Origin of the sequence: Niabella agricola (assembly GCF_021538615.1) — a bacterium.
In the GTDB taxonomy this organism is placed as follows: domain Bacteria; phylum Bacteroidota; class Bacteroidia; order Chitinophagales; family Chitinophagaceae; genus Niabella; species Niabella agricola.
The window spans coordinates 4776987-4801296 of the sequence record NZ_JAJHIZ010000003.1; the positions used below are offsets into that span (position 1 = coordinate 4776987).

General features: G+C 45.2%; 20 protein-coding genes. 16 read left to right on the forward strand and 4 right to left on the reverse strand.

The window, feature by feature from the left end; all coding sequences use genetic code 11:
• Window positions 1–137: 137 nt before the first annotated feature.
• The 16 genes from LL912_RS25140 (at window position 138) to LL912_RS25215 (ending at window position 20372) form a co-directional block, all read left to right on the forward strand.
• Entirely contained in the window at window positions 138–1529 is a 1392-nt protein-coding gene (locus tag LL912_RS25140; protein WP_235556388.1) for an exopolysaccharide biosynthesis polyprenyl glycosylphosphotransferase, read from the forward strand.
• Window positions 1530–1575: 46 nt separating this feature from the next.
• Entirely contained in the window at window positions 1576–2274 is a 699-nt protein-coding gene (locus tag LL912_RS25145; protein ID WP_235556389.1) for a hypothetical protein, read from the forward strand.
• Between the two features lie 22 nt (window positions 2275–2296).
• Window positions 2297–3952, forward strand: coding sequence for a hypothetical protein (locus LL912_RS25150; protein WP_235556390.1), 1656 nt, complete (start codon window positions 2297–2299; stop codon window positions 3950–3952).
• Between the two features lie 335 nt (window positions 3953–4287).
• Window positions 4288–5085: a polysaccharide biosynthesis/export family protein gene (locus LL912_RS25155; RefSeq protein WP_235556391.1), complete on the forward strand. Its 798-nt coding sequence runs from the start codon at window positions 4288–4290 to the stop codon at window positions 5083–5085.
• Window positions 5086–5131: 46 nt separating this feature from the next.
• On the forward strand, window positions 5132–7522 hold the full coding sequence (locus tag LL912_RS25160) for a GumC family protein (protein ID WP_235556392.1): 2391 nt from the start codon (window positions 5132–5134) through the stop codon (window positions 7520–7522).
• Window positions 7523–7701: 179 nt separating this feature from the next.
• Window positions 7702–9180: a lipopolysaccharide biosynthesis protein gene (locus tag LL912_RS25165; protein WP_235556393.1), complete on the forward strand. Its 1479-nt coding sequence runs from the start codon at window positions 7702–7704 to the stop codon at window positions 9178–9180.
• Window positions 9167–10477: a Coenzyme F420 hydrogenase/dehydrogenase, beta subunit C-terminal domain gene (locus tag LL912_RS25170; protein WP_235556394.1), complete on the forward strand. Its 1311-nt coding sequence runs from the start codon at window positions 9167–9169 to the stop codon at window positions 10475–10477. Before LL912_RS25165 ends, LL912_RS25170 begins: the two co-directional genes overlap by 14 nt.
• On the forward strand, window positions 10474–11610 hold the full coding sequence (locus LL912_RS25175) for a polysaccharide pyruvyl transferase family protein (RefSeq protein ID WP_235556395.1): 1137 nt from the start codon (window positions 10474–10476) through the stop codon (window positions 11608–11610). Before LL912_RS25170 ends, LL912_RS25175 begins: the two co-directional genes overlap by 4 nt.
• A gap of 299 nt (window positions 11611–11909) precedes the next feature.
• Window positions 11910–12992: an O-antigen ligase family protein gene (locus LL912_RS25180; RefSeq protein WP_235556546.1), complete on the forward strand. Its 1083-nt coding sequence runs from the start codon at window positions 11910–11912 to the stop codon at window positions 12990–12992.
• Complete coding sequence (locus tag LL912_RS25185) at window positions 12961–13977, forward strand: glycosyltransferase family 2 protein (protein WP_235556547.1); 1017 nt, start codon at window positions 12961–12963, stop codon at window positions 13975–13977. The genes LL912_RS25180 and LL912_RS25185 overlap by 32 nt, the downstream gene beginning before the upstream one ends.
• A 14-nt stretch (window positions 13978–13991) precedes the next feature.
• Window positions 13992–15104 (forward strand): glycosyltransferase, encoded by a 1113-nt coding sequence (locus LL912_RS25190; protein WP_235556396.1) that lies wholly within the window; start codon window positions 13992–13994, stop codon window positions 15102–15104.
• Between the two features lie 162 nt (window positions 15105–15266).
• The gene (locus tag LL912_RS25195) at window positions 15267–15770 is read left to right on the forward strand and encodes an acyltransferase (protein ID WP_235556397.1); all 504 of its coding nucleotides are present in this window, start codon (window positions 15267–15269) and stop codon (window positions 15768–15770) included.
• Complete coding sequence (locus tag LL912_RS25200) at window positions 15763–16839, forward strand: glycosyltransferase family 4 protein (protein ID WP_235556398.1); 1077 nt, start codon at window positions 15763–15765, stop codon at window positions 16837–16839. Before LL912_RS25195 ends, LL912_RS25200 begins: the two co-directional genes overlap by 8 nt.
• A complete protein-coding gene (locus LL912_RS25205) occupies window positions 16836–17936 on the forward strand; it encodes a glycosyltransferase family 4 protein (protein ID WP_235556399.1) in 1101 nt (366 codons plus the stop codon). Before LL912_RS25200 ends, LL912_RS25205 begins: the two co-directional genes overlap by 4 nt.
• Before the next feature lie 159 nt (window positions 17937–18095).
• The gene (locus LL912_RS25210) at window positions 18096–19064 is read left to right on the forward strand and encodes an SDR family oxidoreductase (RefSeq protein WP_235556400.1); all 969 of its coding nucleotides are present in this window, start codon (window positions 18096–18098) and stop codon (window positions 19062–19064) included.
• 27 nt (window positions 19065–19091) lie between these two features.
• Window positions 19092–20372: a nucleotide sugar dehydrogenase gene (locus tag LL912_RS25215; protein WP_235556401.1), complete on the forward strand. Its 1281-nt coding sequence runs from the start codon at window positions 19092–19094 to the stop codon at window positions 20370–20372.
• Window positions 20373–20530: 158 nt separating this feature from the next.
• On the opposite strand, the gene LL912_RS25220 is transcribed toward LL912_RS25215, so the two are convergent.
• The 4 genes from LL912_RS25220 to LL912_RS25235 form a co-directional block, all read right to left on the reverse strand.
• Complete coding sequence (locus tag LL912_RS25220; protein ID WP_235556402.1) at window positions 20531–21658, reverse strand: IS256 family transposase; 1128 nt, start codon at window positions 21656–21658, stop codon at window positions 20531–20533.
• Window positions 21659–21723: 65 nt separating this feature from the next.
• Window positions 21724–22749, reverse strand: a complete 1026-nt coding sequence (locus tag LL912_RS25225) for an IS256 family transposase (protein ID WP_235556548.1) — start codon at window positions 22747–22749, stop codon at window positions 21724–21726.
• The gene (locus LL912_RS25230) at window positions 22680–22880 is read right to left on the reverse strand and encodes a hypothetical protein (protein ID WP_235556403.1); all 201 of its coding nucleotides are present in this window, start codon (window positions 22878–22880) and stop codon (window positions 22680–22682) included. Before LL912_RS25230 ends, LL912_RS25225 begins: the two co-directional genes overlap by 70 nt.
• Window positions 22881–22976: 96 nt before the next feature.
• Window positions 22977–24239, reverse strand: a complete 1263-nt coding sequence (locus LL912_RS25235; RefSeq protein ID WP_235556404.1) for a DUF2130 domain-containing protein — start codon at window positions 24237–24239, stop codon at window positions 22977–22979.
• Window positions 24240–24310: the final 71 nt, after the last annotated feature.

Genomic DNA, 24310 nt, shown 5'->3' on the forward strand with positions numbered 1-24310 from the left:
GAAAGGCGTAACCATGGGACTTATTGTGCTCATAAGAGTGCCGTGTTTGATCCGGTTGAACGGCCGGCCGGTGTATTGCCTGTTGACAGGCCATTTGAAGTATGCCTTTTAATAACCGCTTAAGTAATGCTGATAAAATGATACGTTTAGATTTACCATTTGTGAAGCGGGTCACAAAGTTTATGATCGTACTGGATGTGATCGTACTGGGTATTTACCTCCTGGTAAAAATGATGTCCATAAATATTGGGCTTCAGGTAATCGTATCTACCTTATTGCTTCAGGCCATCACCTGGTGCGGTATTACCGATTATTTTAATTGTTACAACAATCTTTTTTTCAAAGAATCCACTGTTGTGTTTTCCGACACCCTTAAGGTGTTTGTGTATTATTCCGTTTGCTCCTGTTGCGTGTGTTTGTGTACGCTTTTTAATGCATTGGCGCCTAAGGAAATTGTATTGTTTATCCTAAATTACCTGCTGTTCTTTATTAGTTATATCATTCTCAGCCGGCTATGCTTTTTTTCGATACGTAAGTACTGCAGGGAAAAAGGAGGCATCGTACAGCATGTAGTGTTTATTGGGGGGTCAAACTCCCTACAGGAAGTGATGCGCCAGATGAATGAAGATCGTTACCTGGGGTATCATTGTGTGGGGTATTATCATACCCATCAGCTGGAATGTCTTCCACTCACATACCTGGGCAATTACAGGCAACTTGAAGCCACGGGAAACGCGCATGCACAGTCCGAGGCAGTAATTAGTTTATCGGCGCTTGAGGTCGACGAAGTAAAGCGCTTTTGTGAGCGGGCTGAAAACTTTCTGATACGTACCCGTTTTTTGCCCGAGTTTTTAAGCGTCGGTAAATCCGTTGTAATGCGTAATATGGGTAGTTTTCCGGTTTTGAGCGTGCGGAATGAACCATTGGAAAAGGAAGGCAGTTCCCTGGTGAAGGATATTTTTGATTTTGCATTTTCCTTTCTGGTTTGTGTTTTTGTTTTATCCTGGCTGATACCCATTGTGGCGTTGCTGATAAAACTGGAATCGCGGGGGCCTGTATTTTTCGTACAGGATCGGTCCGGCCGCGGTGGTTCGGTATTCAAATGCTTTAAGTTCCGTACAATGCGGGTCAACGCAGCTGCAGATAGCCTGCAGGCAACCAAAGGAGATGCCCGTATTACCAGGGTGGGTGCCTTTTTACGAAAAACCAGTTTGGATGAGCTTCCTCAGTTTATAAATGTGTTAAAGGGCGATATGTCCATTGTAGGCCCAAGGCCACATATGCTTTCCCATACTAAAAAGTTTACCGAAGTGATCAGCACATTTATGGTCCGGCACTATATCAAACCAGGAATTACGGGCCTTGCGCAGGTAAGTGGTTTCAGAGGAGAAACCAATGAATTGTGGCAGCTGGAAAAGCGTGTGGAACATGATATTACCTATGTGGAGAACTGGAATTTCCTGTTGGACCTCAAGATTATATTTCTAACGGTATGGAATATGGTACGGGGTGAAAAAAATGCGTATTAAGAAATTGGAAACATTCAAACCTACATTCTTTAAAAGCAAATAACAAATGAAGCAACTGTTAATTTTTTCTTTTTCAATGCTGAGTACTGTGATGATTTATGCGCAAAATAGAAACGATGCGGCTAGTGGTAAGGAGCGGCGCTTTTCTGCGGGCATCCATGCGGGTACTCAGGGGGTCGGTGTTGATGCGGGTTATCAGCTCCATCGCCGCTGGATGGCCGGGCTGGCTGTCAGCTACGCACCTTACGGGTATACGGCTACGCGTACACTGGGAAAGAATGCATATGATATAAAAATGAAAGAGCGGCTGGGAAATGTACAGGCCCTGATCGGGTGGAAACCTTTTGCCGGTGAACAGGCCGGTCGTTTCCTGCACCAGCTGTACATCATCGGAGGGGGTGCTGTCTTTTATAAGCAGGAAGCGAATGCCACGGCAACACCAAAGAATGATTATCACTATGGTGATATCATCATAAAAAAAGAGGACCTGGGAACGGTAAAAGCTGCGGTTCAATGGAAAAAAATAGCGCCGTATGGCGGGTTTGCCCTGCGCAACCTGAAATTGGGCGGACGTGTTGTTTTTAATGCGGACCTCGGCACCTTCTATCTCTCCAAGCCCGTAGTAGATATAACTGCAGATAATCTTTTGTCTGAAAATACCTCACAGGAGGTGGCTGTTCAAAAAAACCTGGATGATTACCGCTGGTTGCCTGTTTTGCAGGTAGGGGTGGGGTACAAATTTTAAAAGAATATTAAAAGCACAAACAATGATAAAAAATCGTATTTCGTTTATTGCGTTGATGTTCCTGGCGGTGGTTGGAATGATTGTGGCCTGTACCAATCCTTTTAAAGACCTGGAGATTTCAGTGAGTAGTAACGTTTTTAAAAATGTGGTAAACCTGGAGGTGGGCAGCACTGCCGGAGTTTCCCTCGATAATGCCACCGTAGCAATTACCGGTCCGGATGCGGAAAAAATTTATAATGCTGAGGGCAAGAAAATATTCAGGGTTATCGGTGGATTTTTGTTTTTAGCCGTAGATCCCAACGTGGTAGTGAGCGAACAGGCGCCGCTGAATATCAATGTAGCCATTGCTGCGACCAACCACCTGGGCGTGCAGATACCTGTTAAAATAACCGGCGGCGAGAAAATTGCCATGCGGAAGGTTGTATTGTTAAATACGGCAGCTGCGTCTTCTGAAATGGCTGTAAAGAACACTTCCGTGGCATTAGCAGCCAATGGGACGCCCGCAGCGGATGTTACCGTAAATATTCCGCCTCCGACCGGCTCTTCCGAGTCTGCCACGATTAAGATTCCGGCGGGAACGCAGTTCAGAGATGCAAATAATAATGTGGTTTCGGGAACAGATCTGAAAGTGAGCATGATTGTTCCGAAAACCGGTGCAGAAAGCCTTGCCGAAGTATTTCCTGGTGGAACGGGCTTAACGCAGCCAGTCGTTCATACGGCCAGCGGAGCCAGTTCCGGTACTTTGTTGCCGGGGGGCATGTCGGAGGTTAGCTTTTCCCTGAATGGTACAACAATAACAAATTTTTCAAAACCGGTTGATCTGGGCATCAGCCTCGATCCGGATTTTGTGAATCCTGAAACGGGGCAAAAGGTGAAAGCCGGCGATAAGCTCAGCATATTTAGTTTTTCCAGCAACAACCCGGTTTGGAAACATGAACAGGAAGCCACTGTTCAGTCTTCTGGAGGTAAACTTTCCGTAAACTTTTCCAGTACACACGCTACCTGGTTCCTGGCCGGGAATCTTATTAAGTCTTGTGGTAGCGCCGTGAAATTAAAGCTGACCGCAGACTGGCTAAAGAACGGGGTGACCCATCCGATAACTGTAAAAGTATTTTCAAATATGGGCGATGATGCCGGTAAATTGCTGGTAAAAAAAAACATAACGGCAACTGATGGTTCAGAACTGGGTTTTGACAACCTGCCCCAGGCTCCGGTTATTATAAGAGCCTTTGACGCAGATGGGAATAAGCTGTCGGAAACAACTGTCGCTGATCCCTGCAGTACTGCATTACAACACATCGCGTTGGCTGCATCACCGGTTGCCGGTAATCCCAAAACGACCATGCAGCTATATGTCCGCTGTCCTAACCAGGCGCAACCGGTAAATGTATTGCCTACGTTTTATCTGTACTATAAGATCCATGGGCAAACCGGTTACAAATTGCTGGGAATTGTAACAAACGGGTATATATCCACCACCTTACTGGATCCGGGGAAAAAATATGATTTCAGGGCGGTATGGGGCTCCACCGTAAAGGATGTTAATGATATTACGGTAAAGGCAGATAACACGGCTACAGTAGGAGATAACGCAACAGGCGGAGAAATATTGGGTACAAAAGCCGGAGCCACCAACCTGGAATTGCTGAAGGAAAAATGCAAAGAGGCAGGTTTGTAAGCATGCGACGAGAAAAGATAAGAACGTCTAAATAAACAACACAAGGGAGATGATTGCTTCAGGCAACATCTCCCTGATTTGCTTCGGTATCTGGAAAGAATGTTGGTAGTGTTGTTTGAAGTGATTACTTTTGACACGTTAAAAAACTAATGCCCTCCAAACACTGCTTTGTTTTCGATTTTAGCACGTGTTATTTTAGAGATTAAGCTTCTGCAAAGAAGCTGATAGAAGACTGTTCGAGACTACGGATCACCAGTTGGCGGCTGCCGGGCGTTCCGGCCCCATGGCTGTTCCGGTCCGGCAACTGAATGCGCAACGGAATATTGACTGTATTTATGTATAAAATCAGAAGAACAAATGCCATACTGGTTGGTGCACTTGTGCTGGCACTGACTGCTTGTAAAACGTATCAGAAAGTTCCCTACTTCAGGAATATTCCGGCAGACAGTTCGGCATATTCAAGCGGGCGCCTGATTCAGACGGTAGATTACCGGGCGCTTAAAGTTAAACCGGATGATCTCCTCGGAATTACCATCAGTACGTTGGATAACAGCGCTGCGATGTTAACAGAAACCGCCACCAGGTTGCAGGGGGCAACCGGTGCAATAGCATCCCAGGCTGGCAACGGTTTTCTGGTAAGTGAGGCCGGCACCATCGAACTGCCGCTTCTTGGCACATTGCAGGTAGAAGGGCTTACCACAGCGCAAATAAAAACACAGATACAAGCCAAAGCGGCTATGTATTATAAGAACCCGGTAGTTAGTGTAAGGTTGCTGAATTTTAAAATAACGGTGCTGGGTGAAGTAAGCCGGCCCGGAACATATTTTGTAACCGGTGAAAAGGCTACCCTATTGGATGCGCTCGGTCTTGCCGGAGATCTTACGATTTACGGCAACCGGCAGAATGTACTGTTGCTGCGCGATGTTGATGGAAAACAGAGAACCATACGGTTTGATCTGAATAGCGGACAGGCACTTACATCGCCCTATTTATATCTTCAGCAAAATGATGTGGTGTATGTGGAGCCTGGTAAGGCGAAGGCGGCTGCAAATAACGCAGCACGTACCCAAACCTTTGCGATTATCGGTTCCATTGTGTCGGTGTTGATTGTGGCACTATCGAGAGTGCGGTAGCATCCGGTGAATGCTGTTAAATTATTTTTAGGATTATTAGTAGAATATGCAAAAAGAGTTTAATTGGGAAGATGAACTTGAACCAGGAACGCAACAAGGCGGCAATAAGACCTTATTGCGTTTAATAAGCCGTATACGCGCTAACTGGTATTGGTTTTTACTATGCGGGATCCTCGGTTTTTCGGGAGCCTACATCTATCTTCGCTATACCCTGCCGAATTATAAGATCCACGCAAAACTGCTGGTGTCAGACGATAAAAAAGGAGGGAGTTTATTGCAGAATGCAGCCCTGAGCGAGCTCTCGGGTCTTATGGGAGCAAAGAGTTCTGTGGATAATGAAGTGGAAGTTTTAAAAACGGCCGATCTGATGCGGGAAATGGTGCTGGCGGAAAAAGCGTATATTTCGTATTTTAAAGCGGGTACCGTACATAGTGTTCCGGTTATGGAAGCACCGTATCTTGTTACGGTGGAAACGGCTCCGGACTCCATTCTGAAGACAAACGCTTTTGATATTGTTGCAGACAAGAGCGGTGTAAGTCTTCAGAACGCAGATACAACACTTCATATTATATTGGGGAAGACATTCTTTTTGCCGGGTACAGGAATGGTTAAGGTAAGCCGGAACCAGGCAAAGCAGTATGGTTTGGAGCGCTATGGGTTTTCTGTATTGCCGGTGCGTAAAGTTGTAGAGGGGCTGAGAGGTGCACTAACAGCCGAGGTGACGAATAAGCAGGTTTCCACCATCGACCTTACCCTGCAGCACAACCTTCCCAGAAAAGGCGAGCAGTTTTTGCGTACCCTTATTAACAAGTACGTGGAGCGTAATCTTACTGACAAAAATGAGATCGCTGATTCCACACTGGCTTTTATAAACGCCCGTCTTGAAAAAGTTACCGGCGAACTGGCTGAGGTAGAAGACCGGATCTCTGGTTATAAGAAAGAAACAAAGCTGGCCGATATCTCGCAGCAAAGCCGGATTTTGCTCGAAGGCGCTGCCGCTTTTACCAGGGACCTTGCGCAGGCTGATGGCCAGCTGGCTTCACTGGATGTGGTTTCAGATTATTTAAAAGACAAGAACCGGCCTCGCGTGGTTCCCTCTGCCTTGCTGCCCCAGGACGCAACGTTTAGTGGCCTTTCGGCACGGTATAATGATCTTATCCTGCAGCGGGAACGGATGCTTTTATCCAATACCGACAATAACCCGCTGGTGAAAAATATTGACGGGCAGATTGCAGGGCTGCGACAGGATATGATTAACAATCTGGCCAATACCCGCAACCAGCTGGAGCAGGCACGCCGGAGTCAGCAGCAGCTGGCCAGCCGGTTTAATGGCCAACTAAATGAAGTGCCGGTGATTGAAAGAGGCTATATCGACCTGGCACGCTTACAACAGATCAAACAGGCACAGTATGTGTTCCTGCAGGAAAAATGGGAGGAAACAGCGATCGGTCGCACAGCCAATGTTGCCAACTCAAAAGTGATCGACGTTCCTAAAGCAGAAGAGTTGCCTTTTGCACCCAGAAAAAAAATGATTTACGCATTGGGGCTCATATTCGGATTGGCATTGCCGCTTGTAATCGGATACTTCCGGGATTTGTTGAATGTAAAAGTTCGCGGTGCTGAGGATGTGCGAATGATAACTACATTGCCGGTACTGGGTGTTGTAGCACATTCAGAAAAGGAGCATTCGGTAGTCGTTACTCCGGGGTCGCGTTCTGCCATTGCAGAGCAGTTCCGTGCCATGCGTACCAACCTGGAATTTTCGCTCAATGGTGGCAATACGATCCTGTTTACTTCCTCGATGTCCAGTGAAGGGAAATCTTTCGTTGCATTAAACCTGGCATTGAGTCTTGCGCTGCTGGATAAAAAAGTATTGCTCATGGAACTCGATCTGCGCAAGCCCGGTATTACAACAAAACTGGGATTAACTCGTGGCAAAGGGTTCTCTCATTATGTAGTGCGGCCGGAGCTAACTGTTTCCGATATTGTGATGCCTTCAGGGATCCATGAAAATCTGTTTCTCATACAGGCCGGGGCCCTGCCACCCAATCCTGCTGAGCTGCTGGTAAATACACGTACAGCGCAATTATTTAAACAGGTAAAACAGCAATTCGACTATGTGCTGATGGATACACCTCCGGTAGGCATGGTAACGGATGCGCAGCTTTTATCGCGCTATAGTGACCTGTGCCTGTACCTGGTACGCCAGGGCCATACCTACAAAGAGCAGTTAAGGTTGCCAAATGACCTGGTGGCGCAGGAAAAGATCAGGCCCCTACAATTGATCATAAATGATGTGCGGGTCAGGGGCGGCGTTTATAGCAGGTATGGTTACGGGTATGGTTATGGGTACGGATATGGCAATTACGCGGAAGAAACTGAAGGGCGCCGGCGCGGGTGGCGGCTTCGGAAGCCGGAAAAAATAAACACCGGGTGAGCTAAAGGTGTTTATGATTAAATGATTTTAATGGCTTATGTACCTGATGCGGATATGACATATGCCAGTGTCTCAACGGGAAGTTTTTTTTAGCGGATCAATTATTTATACGTTTGGAAAATAATAACAGGAAGATAGCAAAGAACACGTTGCTGCTTTATTTGAGAATGTTTTTAACAATGGGGGTTAGTTTGTATACCTCCAGAGTGGTGCTGAATGTTCTGGGCGTAACAGATTATGGCATTTATAGCATAATAGGTGGTGTGGTCGTACTTTTTGCCTTTTTAAACGGAGCTATGTCGTCGGCTACGCAACGATTCCTGGCAGTTGATATTGGCCGAAAGGATTGGCATAAGTTGCATACAACTTTTAATGCGGCGTTGATCATTCATATCGGTATTGCCCTTATTGTTTTGATCGTTGCAGAAAGCCTGGGACTTTGGTTTCTAAACCACAGGCTGGTGATACCTGGTAACAGGATAGCGGAAGCTAATGTTGTTTATCAGTTTTCAGTATTGTCAAGTATTATTACGATAACGCAGGTGCCTTTTAATGCAATGATTATCGTTAGAGAACGGATGGGCGTTTTCGCTTTTATCAGTATTCTTGAGGTACTGTTAAAATTGTGTGCGGTTTATCTGCTTTGGATTTCTCCATTCGATAAGTTAAAAACCTATGCGGTGCTTTTAGTGCTGGTGGCCTTATTGGTCTCTACCATCTATAAGGTTTACTGTCTCCGGAATTTTAAAGAAACCAGGTTTACGTTCTTTAGAGACGCAGGAGCGTATAGAACGCTTTTAGCGTATTCGGGTTGGAACCTTTTTGGAAATGTGGCAGCTGTCGCCAAGGGCCAGGGAACAAATATATTGCTGAATCTGTTTTTTGGAACGGCTGTCAATGCGTCCTATGGCATTATGGTGCAGGTGCAGGGCACTATTGGCGGGTTTGTCCAAAGCTTTCAAACGGCTATCAATCCACAGATATATAAAAGCTACGGGCGTGGCGATATGCAAACCCTGCGGGAGGTAATGTTCAGAGGTTCCAGGCTCTCCTTTTTTTTGGTGACCCTGCTGGTAACTCCAGTAATATTAAATGTTCATTTTATACTAATCTGGTGGCTTAAAACGCCGCCTCCGTCCACTGATGTCTTCGTAGTACTGGTGCTGCTGAACCTCGCAATTGAAAGTATTTCATCTCCCTTAATTACAGGGGCTTTGGCCACCGGCAATATAAAGTGGTACCAGATCGTTGTTGGAACCACGCTTATGTTAAACCTGCCCGTTAATTATCTGGTATTAAGGGCCTATCACAACCCTGTGTATTTTTTGTATGTGGCCATCGCGTTGTCGCTGATAACATTAGGCATCAGGATGTTGTTTCTGAGGAAGATGATTGGCTTGGATATCGGCACATACGTCAAAGAAGTTCTTTTCCCTGTAATACGGGTTTCCGTTTTATCCCTGGGGGGGCTGTACCTGATGCATTCATTAACGGGTGGGGCTACAGGTATTATGGAGTTGCTTTACCAGAGCCTGATTCTGGTATGTAGTACGGGCGTAGCGATTTTTTTTGGTGGGTTGTCTTCACAGGAGCGGGTATTCATTGTAAAGCTGGTTAGGGGGCGAATAAATAGAAAAATAAAGTATGAATCTTTTTAAAGGCGAATTCTGCACCGGTTGTGGTGTATGTGTGTCGGAATCGGAACAGGTGATAAAAATGGATTGGGATGAATATGGATTTCTGAAGCCGGTTACCATTGATGGAGCGATTCCCCGTGCGGCAATGAAGGTTTGTCCGTTTAACCCGGAACCTGAAGCAGTGGTGGCAGATGAGGATCAGCTGGCTGCTATCTTTTTAGGGCAGGCGACAAAGCGGGATGCTGAAATAGGTTGTTTTGAAGGCACATATATCGGGTATAGCCGTCAGTTTCGCAACTCCTCTTCCTCCGGAGGCATCGCCACTTATCTTTTTAAGCAACTTCTGCAGGAAAAGATTGTGGATCATTTATATGTTGTGAGGGAGGTGAAAGGGGGATACGAATATCAATTGTTTTCGAATGTGGAGGACATAAAGAGAACTTCAAAAACACGGTATATACCCATTACGCTCGAAAAGCTATTTACAGAGATCAATAAAATTGAGGGAAGAATAGCGGTATCCGGTGTGGCCTGCTTTATAAAGGCAATACGGTTAAAACAATATTATTACCCGGATTTGAAGAATAAAATACCGTTTTTGATAGGAATTATTTGCGGAGGCTGGAAAAGCCGTTTTTTTACCGACTTCCTGGCTCAGCATGCAGGAATCAGCGGGAGTTATCACAATCAGCAATACCGGATCAAGGACGCGAATAGTATGGCTTCTGACTATTCCTTTGGTGCCTATGATGAAATGGATGTCTTTTATCAAATGAAAATGTCAACTGTTGGAGACATGTGGGGTTCGGGTTTGTTTAAATCAAAAGCCTGCGACTTTTGTACGGATGTGTTGACGGAGTTGGCGGATGTTTCATTGGGTGACGCCTGGTTGCCGGAATACCGGACAGATGGATTGGGTAACAGCGTAATCGTTACGCGGACATCGCTGGCAGATCAGTTGATTAAGAAGGGGATTTTGAATGGCGATCTTGAACTAAACATGGTAAATAAAGATAAAATTATTGAGTCTCAGCGGCCAAGTTTTTTACATAGACAGAATGGTTTAAAGCTGCGAATGCGGCATGCAAAATCGCGGGGTTATGTTTTGCCATATGTGCGGAAACGGATGCTGAAATCAATTTCGATTGTGTATAGCATCGTCCAGTTGCAAAGACAGGTTACCAGAGAGAAAAGTTTAAGATACTGGCGAAGCACCCCATCGCTGGAGGCGTTTCATTATAAGATGTATAAAGAATTAAAAAGACTGAGACTTGTTACAAGAATTTATCATAAAATGAGAAAATTAAAAATGTTATGAGGATCGGAGTATTAACGCTTCCCCTGCATACCAATTATGGTGGAAATCTGCAGGCGTATGCTCTAATGTGTATTTTGAGAGATATGGGGCATGAGGTCTGCCTGATAAATAAGCGGGCTGCCGGTATTCCCAGGTGGAAGCTGCCATTGGCCATTTCAAAGCGGCTCCTGCTAAAATATGGCTTTGGTAAAACGGATACAGCCGTTTTTGTAGAAGCCAAAAAGAAACGGGAATATCCCGTCATCAGTCAATATACTCAGCCGTTTATAGATAAATATATTCAACCGCAGACAAAGGCCGTGTATACAACAAAGCGTTTGTCTGCTTTGGCAGCGGAGCACCGGTTTGATGCCATCATAGTGGGTAGCGACCAGGTTTGGAGAACGGCATATACCTCAAATATTGAAGATTATTTCCTGGGATTTTTGAAGGGCAGCCACACCCGGCGCATTGCTTATGCTGCTTCTTTCGGTACAGAAGAATGGGAATACTCCGTCGTACAACAAAAAAATTGCGCGAAACATTTGGAACGATTCGACGCTGTTTCTGTTCGGGAGACCAGGGGTGTTGAGTTTTGTAAAAAGTACTTTCATGTTAAAGCGCAACATGTCGTGGACCCCACAATGCTGTTGGACGCTACCCGGTACCTAGAGTTGACCGGCCCGTCTCAAAAGCAGGAAGGTGTGCTTGTATATATACTAGATGAAACGGCAGATAAAACAGCGGTGGTTGAATATGTGAGCCTGGCGTTGGACCGTCCTGTTTTCCGGGTGAATGCAAAAACAGGTGATGTAAAAGCTGCATTGGCAGATCGGATTGCGCCGCCAACCGAAAATTGGATCAAAGGATTTTATGAGGCTGATTTTATCATCACGGATTCATTTCATGCCTGTGTCTTCGCCATTCTTTTCAAAAAACCTTTTTTGGTATACGGCAACCGGCGCCGGGGCACAGCCCGGTTCGAATCGCTGCTGTCCATGTTTTGCCTGAGGGAACGACTGATCTTTTCTTCAAAAGAGATACCAGGCGCTGAGATTTTCAAAGCCATCAATTGGCAGCAGGTGGATCAGATCCTGGAAGAAAAAAGGACTTTTTCCCGGGAGTTTTTAAAAAAGGCCCTGGAGCTGCGCTGACAATCGAAATGGTAATAGAAATAATGGTAGGCTCAGGTTTTAAAAAAGGAATTGGAAAAAATGGACAGAACCAAAGCTAAAGTTATTGCATAATGGCGTTATATATAATCATAACACTTTGTTTTATTACATATGCCTTCCTGAATTACAGAGATGCACTGTTCCTTTGGGCGGCATTCTCTATATTCTTCAATTTAGCCACCTGTCTAAAATTTTCGGCTCCGTCTTTAACGATCACTTTTGCATTAAATGTTTTTTTTATCGCCCTTTATTGTATAAAATTTCCGATTAAACGATTGGTGAACCCATTTACGAATCCATGCCTGGTTTTACTGGGCTCCTATTTATTTGCGGCTTTTTTTCCTGTAAACAACTTTAATGAATCGTTTCTCAAAATCCTTCAGTTTGCCGTTAACGATCTGCTGATTGTTCTTGTTGTTTTTGCTGTTATCCGAACGCCGAAAGATCTAAAAACAGTGGTCGGTTACCTGTCTGTGGCGGTTACGATAGCCCTTTTGTATGGTCTGTTCTCTTATGTTACCGCTTCCAACCCGATCGTAGATGTTGAAATAGCCTTGGCGGCCTCTCAGACGGAGGAAATGAAAATGTTGTCTTATCTGAATTCAGAACGGGGAATCCGGTTGCAGTCGTTATTTATGAGCCCGTTTATTTTTTCGCTGACGATTGTTTCCTACCTGTATTTGATCTTAATCATTCATTATTATTTCAAATCGATATTGAAAAAGTATGGCCGCTATGTGCCATACCTGATCCTATTGGTTGCGATTTCGGTTTTTCTTTCCAATTCAAGATCTGCCATTGTGCCGTTTGTGATGGTGACTCCGTTATTGTTGTTGAAGATGCCTGAACGGTATCGCACGAGCATAACGGTTGGTGCTGTGTTGGCTGTGGTTGTATTGCCCCTGGTTGTTGACAAGCTGACGATCCTTACATCCGTTTTTGATGCGCAGTCCAGGGATGTAGCCGGAAGTTCCTTGTCGATGCGGGAAACCCAATACACCATTGCATTAAACAGTTTTTTTGAATCACCGGTTTTCGGACATGGGTTGGGGTATACAAGAACGCTGAGAGATAGCAATTATGATCTCTACGGTGCAGAAAGTGTGTGGATCCCTATTTTGGTGGAGCAGGGGGTTGTAGGCGTTGTGCTGTATGTTCTGTTTTTTGCGGGGCTGGTTTTTGCAGACAAATTCAAGGGGAAGCGACTGGTTGTGATGGCCATTCCGGTTTATTATCTTTTGCTGGTGACCATGAATGGCGCGGTTACGATCAGCCTGTATATCGTGTTTCTTGCGTTGGTAATACTTTACAAACTGTTTTTTTATTATGATGTGTGGCGAAAGTACAAATGCAGTTCCTGAACTGGTTTCTGTTATTGTTCCGGTATATAACGCCTCCCGCTATCTGGGCAGGTGTCTTGGTAGTTTGTTGCGGCAATCGTATACCTGCTATGAGGTGTTACTTATCAACGATGGCAGTACAGATGATTCCGGGAAGATATGCGATACATACGCAGACCGGTATAGCCGGGTTGAGGTATATCACATGAAAAATGGGGGAGTGAGCGCCGCGCGGAATATGGGTTTAGAGAAAGCGAAAGGGAGCTATATAACATTTGTTGATGCCGATGATTATGTTGATGAAAATTATTTAAGTCTGCTGCTGCCTCATGGTGACGAAGACTTTTCGGTTTGCGGGGTTAAAATTCTTTCACCAAACGGAACGGTGGCTGTTGAAGGTATATCAGCGGCAAGCTGTGGAACTGAAGCCCGGCAGCGTGTGGTTAATCATCATCTTGTCCGTGCTGTTTGGGGAAAAATGTTTAAAAGGTCGGTAATCGATTGCCATGGGATAAGATTCGATACCGCAGCCCGGGTGGGGGAGGATACCTTGTTCGTTCTGGAGTATCTAAGCGTGGTGAGTTCGGTATTTATTACTGATAAAGCCGGGTATGTTTATATTAGTCCTGGATATAAGATTGATAAATACCGGACCACGCCGGATGACCTTGTGGCACTTTACGCCTCACTTTGTGAATGTGAATCGAAGTTAAGAAAAAAAGGGCTCGATGTTTTTGAACTGGAAAAACGCAACAGAAATGTGGTCGGATTTAACCTGCTGACTGCGCTCTACCTGGTTAAAAAATACCCGGTGAACATCAGGAGTAAATATATCGGTGCATTTAAGAATGCTAGGAAGCTGGCTTTGGAAGATATGGGATTGCCCCGGATGGTTGCAAAAGGGATGCGTTTTGTTGAGCGAACCGGATCAGCGGTATTGACAGATCGTTGCCTGTTGTTTTTTATGAAGTTGATTTGGCTTAAGGCAAAGATGTTGAAGCACTAAAAACTACGTACTGCATGCGAATCATAGAAATCATTCATTCTTTAAACCTGGGAGGCGCAGAGCGGCTGCTGGTAGATTTGAGCAACCGGCTTGCATTGGAGAAAGGCGTAGAAGTTTTTGTTGTGGTGTTAAAAAACAGGGAGGCACTGAACGAAAATCTTTTGGTGAGCGAATTGTCTGAAAGGATTCATTTTGTCCCCATGGGATTTGGAGATGGTCCCAAACTGAAATATCTCATAAAGGTATATAAAAAGATCCGGGAGATTCGGCCGGATATTGTACATATTCATTGCCAGATGCATTATCTGTTATGGGCACTTTCTTTTTATTCAGAGTGCCGGTATGTATACACCTTGCATAGTAAGCCGGAGGCGTATCTCTATGGTTACAGGAAGTTCGTTGTAGCTTATTTGGCAAGAAAAAGAAACCTAGTTCTGATTTCGATTTCTGAATCAAACAGGATTGCGTTACGCCGGTTTCTGAAAATTAACAATGACATACTGATTTATAATGGAAGGTCGAAGCCGTCTCGTACTTCAGAATATACCCGAGTGGCTGCCTTTATTAATGAAATAAAACGCACAAAAGATGATATGGTGTTATTATCCGTGGCGAGGTGTACGGAGCTGAAGAATTTGCAATTACTGATTCAATCTGTTAATGGATTAGTGAGAGCAGGGGTGTGTTTGCAACTTGTGATTGTGGGGAATAATTATTTTGACACTTCATTGGGGGAAGAATTGAGGAAAGCAGCGGGCGAATGGGTGCATTTTGTCGGACCGAAAAAGAACGTCGGAGACTACTTTTTATGCTGTGATGCATTTTGTCTGTCTTCTTTATATGAAGGGATGCCTATAACCTTACTGGAGGCGTTCGCCTGTGGTTGCATACCGGTGAGCACACCGGTGAGCGGGGCCGTGGATATTATAGAAGATGGTAAAACTGGTTTTTTAGCGGCTGATTTTTCTGTTGAGGCTTATGCCCTTGTATTAAAAAGAATGATTCAAAGCAGGGAGATCTTAAAAAAGGAGAACATGGTTGATTTTTACGAAAAGAATTTTTCCATCGAAAAATGTAGCCGGGAATACCTGATGGTTTTTAATCGGTTGTTTAGAGACGGGCAGTAAAAAACGAGTAAAGTGACGGGAGGTCGTACAAAAGATTTAAATATTTCAATGGTTATATACCTCAGCACTTTAAAAAACAGCGAAAGCTTTCACCGTGCCGGCGGTAAATTGAGTGGTATGAGATTTTGCACAAAATATTATGGAATAATTAATGATTGAGCAATGAAGTTAAAGAAGTTAATTTTAATCCCTTTGAAATATATCCGGCCCGTTCTCTGGGCCAGACTTTTAGGTGTAAAAGTTGGTGAAAACTGTCGTTTCTATAAAATATCATTTAGTACGGAGCCATATCTGGTAACAATTGGCAATCATGTGTCGGCAACGAAAGTTCATTTTGAAACACATGATGGAGGTGTTTGGGTTTTTAGGGAACAACATCCCAGCTGGGACATCATTCGGCGAATTTGTATCGGAGATAATGTCTATATTGGATATGATACTATAATTATGCCGGGAGTTAACATTGGCGACAACGTCATTATCGGTGCCAAATCGCTTGTGACAAAAAGCTTTCCCTCAAATGTTGTGATTGGCGGTGTGCCGGCAAAGATTATAAAAACGAAGGATCAGTACTACGAAAAAGTGATGCGTGAAGCGCTTTCAACCAAGACGATGAACCCGGTGGAAAAAAAGCAATTCCTTGAACAATATTTTCAATATGAATAGGAAGGTAGTCATAGTTGTTGTGAAAAATCTTACTAGCGGCGGTGCCGAAAAGCAATCCGTTTTGTTGGCAAGGGCGCTTGCCGATGACTATAGCGTGCATTATATAATTTTGAATGCGCGGTATCAGGAACCCCGGTATTTGAGTCTCCTGCAGGAAGTGCCGTCCATTGTGGTAAAGGCGTTTAAGGGACATCCTGGTTCCCGGTTCGCGCAGTTCTGCAGGTATCTCAAACAGCAGGAGGCGGAGGTGGTTTTTAGCTATTTAACGGGTGCTAATTTCTTATCGGTTATAGCGGCTAAATGCACCGGGGTTCGCAATATATATACCGGTATCCGGAGCGCCTATCTTCCTCCGGCAAAAGCCTTGATTGACCGGTGGCTTTGCAATGCCTGGGCCACAAAGGCTGTTCTAAACTGCTATTCGGGCCGGAACTATTTTTCGTCCCGGGGATTTGCCGAAGATAAAATGGTGGTCATTCCCAATTGCTTCGATGCCATCCGTTCATATCGAAACAAGGACCGGCAGCATGCACCACTTCGTATTATAACGGTGGGGCGCTTCGTGGCCGAGAAGGATTATTATACGGCTCTGGATGTGATTCTTAAGCTGAGCCTGATGCATCCCGGCATAAAATACCAGATTGTCGGACATGGGGCGTTGGAAGCAGCAATCCGTGGCCGGATAAAAGAATTGCAGCTGAACCATATTGTGGAGGTTTGGATTAATCCGGCAGATATTGCATCGATGCTGGATCATGCTGATATTTATTTATCGACCTCCGTATTTGAAGGTACCAGTAATGCGATTATGGAAGCTTTGAATGCAGACCTTCCTGTTGTGGCCACCAATGTTGGGGATAATGATAAGTTGGTAGCGCAGGGAAAAAACGGTTTTTTAGTAGATGTAAAAGATGTGGACGGGATGGTTTCCTGTTTAGATAAATTACTATCGAATCAAAGACTGCGGTTAGAAATGGGGCAGAGAGGAAAGCAGCTGCTTATGGAGAACTATTCAATAACCCGGTTGGTAAAAAGTTACAGATTATTAATTGAAGGAGGCCGGTTATGAGAATTATTGTGCTGGGTACCCGTGGGATCCCCAATATACCAGGTGGTGTGGAAACGCATTGCGAGGAATTATATCCCGTTCTGGTAAGAGACTTTAAGCACGAGATTACTGTGGTCGGACGCTCCGGCTATGTTCGCAACGGAACCGGTACCCTGTTCCGGGGGGTGCGGCTAAAGCAGATCTACGCCCCCAGAAGTAAGGCTTTTGAGGCCATTGTGCATTCCGTGCTGGCTGTATTTTATGCCGCGGTGAAACGACCCGATTTGATCCATGTTCATGCTGTTGGACCCGCGCTGGTTGTTCCGATCGCCCGCTTGCTGGGGCTTAAGGTGGTAATGACGCACCATGGTCCCGATTATGAACGAAAGAAATGGGGGCGGATGGCGCGGCTTTTTTTAAAGGTGGGAGAACGGGTGGGGGTTGGTTGTTCCAATGAAGTGGTGGTAATATCAGAGGCGATCGGGGAAAGTGTGGTAAAAAAATATGGACGCAGGAATGTTGTGCGGATTCCGAATGGTGTATCCGTTAAAGGGCGGCCGCTCTTTAAGCCTGAAGTGCTGCAGCAATTCGCCTTGCAGCGGAAACAGTATATTTTTACATTGGGACGTTTTGTGCCAGAGAAAGGATTCGATTACCTCATTAGAGCGTTTATGGAATCGGGGCTTTCCGATCGGTTCCGGTTGGTGATAGCCGGCGATGCAGACCATGCATCAGCCTATTCTGAAACATTAAAAGCACAGGCAAGGCAGGCCGGCGTATTGTTGCCGGGGTTTCTTAAGGGAGCAGAGCTGGCGCAGTTGTTTTCCTGCTGTGCTTTGTTTGTGTTGCCTTCCTTTTATGAAGGCCTGCCGATTGCCCTGCTGGAAGCGATGGCCTATCAGCTGCCCATTATTGCATCCGATATCCCCGCCAATACACAGGTGCACCTGGATCCTGAAAATTATTTTCCGGCTGGTGATGTCCGGGCATTGTCGGAAAAACTGCGGCAATTTGCGGACAATGGGAAGATAAACAACCCTGCCGTTTACGATATGGAGGCCTATGACTGGAAAAATATCGCCCAAAAAACCCATCAGGTATACAACCGTATGGTATAATGGTTAGATTTGCCGCCATATTGTTCTCTCCGCCCGGGATCTGTTCCGGCAATCGGGGAGCGAATAACTGTAATGAACCCGGTGACCGCATGATTGATTCTACCCGGAACTTTGATGTAAGCAGCGGGGCAATGATCATTTTTTAAGTGTATATAGTATATGGAAAAAATTCTGATTACGGGAGGAGCCGGCTTTATAGGATCCAACCTTACTGCCTATTTCCTTGAAAAAGGATATAAGGTAGTGGTCCTGGACAATTTTTCTACCGGGTACAGACATAATATTGAACCTTATTTCGGCCAAGCCCATTTTGAGCTCATAGAAGGCGATATCCGTAGCCCGGAGGATTGCCAGAGGGCGGTGAAGGGGGTGGATTATGTGTTGCACCAGGCAGCGCTGGGATCTGTTCCGCGTTCTATAAAGGACCCGATTACTTCAAACGCAGTAAATATTTCGGGGTTCTTAAATATGCTCGTAGCGGCCCGGGATGCAGGCGTAAAACGCTTTGTATATGCGGCGTCTTCCTCCACTTATGGCGACTCTGAAAGTCTTCCGAAAGTTGAGGATGTGATCGGGAAACCCCTGTCTCCCTATGCCATTACCAAATATGTCAACGAACTGTATGCAGAAATCTTTTCGAGAACTTATGGTATCGAAACGATCGGGCTGCGGTATTTTAATGTGTTTGGCCGCCGCCAGGATCCTAACGGAGCCTATGCCGCTGTGATACCCCTCTTTGTAAAGAAGTTGATGCAGCATGAAAGCCCCGTAATAAACGGCGACGGAAACTTTTCGCGTGATTTTACCTATATCGACAATGTGATCCAGATGAATGAACTGGCGATGTTAACCCGGCGCCCGGAAGCGGTGAATACCGTTTATAATACGGCAGTGGGGGATAGAACCACGTTGAATGACCTGGTGAGATATCTTAAAGAATATTTAAGCGGATATGATGCAGAAATTGCCGGAATTCCTATTATCTACGGACCCAATCGTATGGGCGATATCCCGCACTCTTTAGCTTCAGTGGAAAAAGCAAAAACCCTGCTGGGATACCAGCCTACACATACGATCGATAAGGGTTTAAAAGAGGCCGTTAAATGGTATTGGGAAAATTTAAAATAAGACAACTATAAATATAAAGAGGTATACATGAAAAAAATCGCAGTAATTGGTTTGGGTTATGTTGGGCTGCCACTCGCCCGCTTGTTCGCTACCAGGTACCCGGTGATCGGTTTTGATATCAACCAGAAGCGTATTGATGAGTTGCAGGCTGGGAAGGATTTGACACTGGAAGTAGAAGAGGCGGTGCTGCAAGGGGTTTTAACTCCGAATCATCCGTTCCGCTCGGGCGATAAGGGATTGTATGTATCCAATCAACTGGCTGATATTGAGGATGCCGATTTTTATGTGGTAACAGTGCCTACACCTGTTGATAAGCACAACCGGCCGGATCTGACGCCTCTTTACAAGGCTTCGGAAACCGTGGGCAAGGTGTTGAAGAAAGGGGATATTGTTGTATATGAGTCCACCGTTTATCCTGGTGTTACTGAAGAAGAGTGCATCCCGGTACTGGAGAAAACATCGGGACTGAAATTTAATGAAGATTTTTTTGCCGGATACTCACCGGAGCGAATCAACCCTGGAGATAAAGAGCACACCGTTGAAAAAATTTTGAAAGTAACATCGGGTTCCACGCCTGAAACTGGTCGTGAAGTAGATGCAATCTACAGGTCTGTAATCACTGCAGGTACACATCTTGCGCCAACAATTAAAGTGGCGGAAGCTGCCAAAGTCATTGAGAATTCACAACGGGATATCAACATCGCTTTTGTAAACGAGCTGGCTAAGATCTTTAATATCCTAGGGATTAATACACAGGATGTATTGAAAGCGGCCGGTACCAAATGGAATTTTTTACCCTTTAAACCGGGGTTGGTGGGAGGACACTGTATTGGTGTGGATCCTTATTACCTGGCACAGAAAGCGCAGGAACACGGCTATCATCCGGAAATCATTCTGGCCGGACGCCGTCTGAATGATTCCATGGGCGAGTATGTAGCCGCCCAGGTGGTAAAAACGATGATCAAAAAAGGAATCAGTGTTAATGGTGCGGCAATACTGATGCTGGGCATTACTTTTAAGGAGAATTGTCCCGATGTCAGAAATACAAAAATCGTAGACGTTATTTCAGCATTAAAGGATTACGGGGTGGAGGTAACCACGTTTGATCCCAAGGCAAATCCGTCGGAGGTACTCCATGAATATGGTATTGAAAGTACGACTAGTCTGCCAGAAACTAAATTTGATGCGATCGTTTTGGGAGTAGCACACAACGAATTTTTAAATATTGACCTGCAGGGGCTAAAAAAAGATCGGGCAATTGTATATGATGTAAAAGGGGTGCTGGTCGATTGCGATAATAAATTATAGGGATATTTACGGAATAGATAAAAGGGAATGAAAGGACACCTTCCATTCCCTTTTTATATTTAATGGGGAGTATCCCGAAAAGTGTGTAAGTTAAAATCGAGGTAAAATAATCGTAGAGCTATACCTTCAATCTATCACCAAAAATAATTAAGAACTGATTAAGGACAATGCCCCAATTTTTCCCTGAGTGCCAGGTAAACAGACTTCAGTACAGCATCATCGTTGGGAAAAGAAAGCTTATTCTTTGTGTATTTTCTGATCTTGCCATTGAGGTTTTCGATCAGGTTGGTGGTGTAAATGATTTGCCGGATATCAATGGGGAAGTCGAAAAATACGGTCAGTTCCTCCCAATTATCCTTCCAACTTCGGATGGCATAAGCATATTTACCAGCCCATTTTTGCTCAAAACCATCCAGAGCAGCTGCCGCAGCCTCCCTGGTAGGAGCGCCGTAAATATCCTTCATGTCCCGGGTAAACTCTTTGCGGTCCTTCCAGACCACATAACGCATGCTGTTGCGGATCTGGTGCACCACACAGATCTGAGTGGAGGATTCAGGGAATACCGTTCTGATGGTAGTGGTAAAACCATTGAGGTTGTCGGTGGCAGTGATCAGAATATCCTGCAGACCACGGGATTTTAGATCAGTGAGCACGCTGAGCCAATAGGCCGAAGTTTCATTCTTGCCCAGCCACATGCCCAACACTTCCTTATAACCGTCTGTGCGCAGCCCTACAGCGATATAAACGGTTTTATTGATCACTTTGCTGTTCTCCCGGACTTTGAAAACAATTCCATCCATCCAGACGATCAGATATACCGTTTCTAAAGGACGGTTTTGCCAGGCGATAATGTCCTCTGCTACACGAGAAGTGATCCGGCTGATGGTACTGGAGGAAACATCAAATTTGTAAACATCTTTTACATGCTCCTGAATGTCCGATACGCTCATTCCTTTGGCGTACATGGAAACCATGACCTCCTCCAACCCCTCAACCATGCTCTCCCGCTTGGGTACCAGTATCGGGTTAAAACTGGCTTCCCGGTCACGTGGAACCTCAATTTCCATTTGCCCGTAACCGGTTTTTATTTTCTTTTTGCCATGACCATTGCGCGCATTGGGGTTGTCACTTTGCTGATGCTTTTCGTAGCCCAGGTGATCATCCAGCTCACCCTCAAGCATTTTTTCAATAGCCCGTTTTTGAATGCTGCTTAAGAACTCATTGAGTTGCTCCCCTGTTTTGAACTGCTTCAGAAAGTCGTCCGATAAGAAATCTTCCGTTTTCATTTGTTCATATTGTGTTTAAAGTTAAAAAATCGAACCCGTTATGACTCGATTTTAACTTACACACTTTATGAAACAGTGTCCCAATTTTTGATGGGCATTGTCCATTTTTTTGACACTTCTCTGAGTGCCAGGTAAACTGATTTCAACACCGCATCATCATTGGGAAAGGAAAGTTTATTCTTTGTGTATTTTCTGATCTTTCCGTTGAGGTTCTCGATGAGATTGGTCGTATAAATGATCTGTCGGATATCAATGGGGAAGTCAAAAAACACGGTCAGTTCCTCCCAGTTTTCCTTCCAGCTACGGATGGCATAAGCATATTTACCGGCCCATTTTTGTTCAAAGCCGTTCAGCGCTGCGGCTGCAGCCTCCCTGGTGGGGGCACCATAAATATCCTTCATGTCCCGGGTAAATTCTTTTCGGTCCTTCCATACTACATAGCGCATGCTGTTGCGGATTTGATGTACCACACAAATCTGAGTGGAGGACTCGGGGAATACTGTCCTGATCGTGGTCGTAAAGCCATTGAGATTGTCGGTGGCAGTGATCAGGATATCCTGCAGACCACGGGATTTTAGATCGGTGAGCACACTCAGCCAATAGGCCGAAGTCTCATTCTTACCCAGCCACATGCCTAATACTTCCTTATATCCGTCTGTACGAAGCCCTACGGCGATGTAAACAGTTTTGTTGACCACTTTGCTGTTCTCCCTGACTTTGAAAACAATCCCATCCATCCAAACAATCAGGTATACTGTTTCCAAAGGACGGTTTTGCCAGGCGATAATGTCTTCTGCTACACGGGAAGTGATCCGGCTGATGGTACTGGAGGAAACATCAAATTTGTAAACATCTTTTACATGCTCCTGGATATCCGATACGCTCATGCCTTTGGCGTACATGGGCACCATGACCTCTTCCAGCCCTTCAACCATATTCTCTCGTTTGGGCACCAGTATCGGGTTAAAACTGGCCTCCCGGTCGCGTGGAACCTCGATGTCCATTTGCCCGTAACCTGTTTTTATTTTCTTTCTGCCATGACCATTGCGGGCATTGGGATTATCACTCTGCTGATGCTTGTCGTAACCCAGGTATCATCCAGTTCGCCTTCCAGCATCTTTTCAATGGCCCGTTTCTGAATGCTGGCTAAAAAATCATTGAGCTGCTCGCCTGTTTTGAACTGCTTCAAAAAGTCGTCTGATAAAAAGTCTTCCGGTTTCATCTTTTCATATTGTGTTTAAAGTTAAAAAATCGATTCTGTTAAGACTCGATTTTAACTTACACACTTTATGAAATAGTGTCATTTAATGAGACCGGGCTATTCCTCCTCTTCATAGCCAAGTAAATTCAGGTCTACCGACTCCAGGCCGCTGATGCCGTCAATGGAACCGCGGATATGGGTGGCATTGAGCAATACTTTTTCCAGCTGCTTTTCACGCGCTTTCCATAAACGTTCCATCGCATCGCGCTCTCTTTGAATCGAGATCTTCATGCTTAAAAAGCCTTCCCGGATGGCCTTCCACTGTTCGGCAAACTCCGGACTGGTAAGATAGGCGTAGAGCAGGTTCATCTTGTCTCCTTTATTTTCCTGGCTTTTGGACGCATTGAATATTTTAATAATGCCATCTCTTAATACGCTGGCCAGGGCCTTTGCTTCATTGAAATTGCAGATCCATACGCCTTCTTTTTCGCCAAAGCGTTCCATGTCTTTGGGATAGCGCCGGGTAACCAGCACAGCCACATCGGCACCCTGGCTGCGCATATCGGCCTTGAGCTTTTCGATCCAGTCGCCGCCAAAGTTTTCAGCCCGTTTGCTTTCCCAGATGATCTTGCCACAGGCAACGCCCAGGTTATTGCGAACGGTTTGAATGGAGTCGGCCCCGCGCACACCCTTGCCTACTTCTTCGATGAGATCGAAGGGGAAGGCCGTTGTAAGCATTTCTTCCAGTGCCAGTTCCTGGCTTTCGCCCTGTAACTGCATAGAGCCTTGTTCGGCTTTTCGCTGCATTTCTGCAGCCAGTTTTTTTTGTTGCTCCAACTGGGTTTCCAGCTCCTTAAGCTTCAGGTTGTACTCATTTTCTTTTAATGCCGCTTTTTCGTTTTCGATCCGGCGCAGCTCATCGGCTATTTTTTCACGCTCTGTATTCAGTTTTTTCTGTACGGTAATTTCAAGCTCTGCCTCCCGGGTTTTAAACTCCTGTTCTTTGCGCAAAAATTCGGCTTCTTTTTGACGGGCCAGTTTTAGCTTCTCCTCGCTCTCTTCATTGGCTTTTTGCAAGGATCCGATGCGGGTTTCGAAATCGGTGCTGATGCTTTTGCGTAGTTGAGCCTCCAGTTGCTGCTGCAGCGCCTGCTTTTCTGCGTTTAATTTCTGCTGCCACTGTTCATTGGCCCTGGATGCTTCCAGTTCCGCGGTTTTTTTTAACTGCGCAATCTCCTCGTCTTTGTTCTTTTTATAATCCTGCATCTGTTTGCGCAGGCCCTCTTTCTCTTTTTCAATAGCGTTTTTCAGCTCATCGGTAAGCGCGGCTTCAATCGGAAATTCATGCTGGCAGTTCGGGCACTTTATTTTTGTAGACATAATCTTCTCATTCTTCTGCCAAACTTACAAAAAAAAACCACGCTGGTTTCCCAGTGTGGTTTTAATAAACC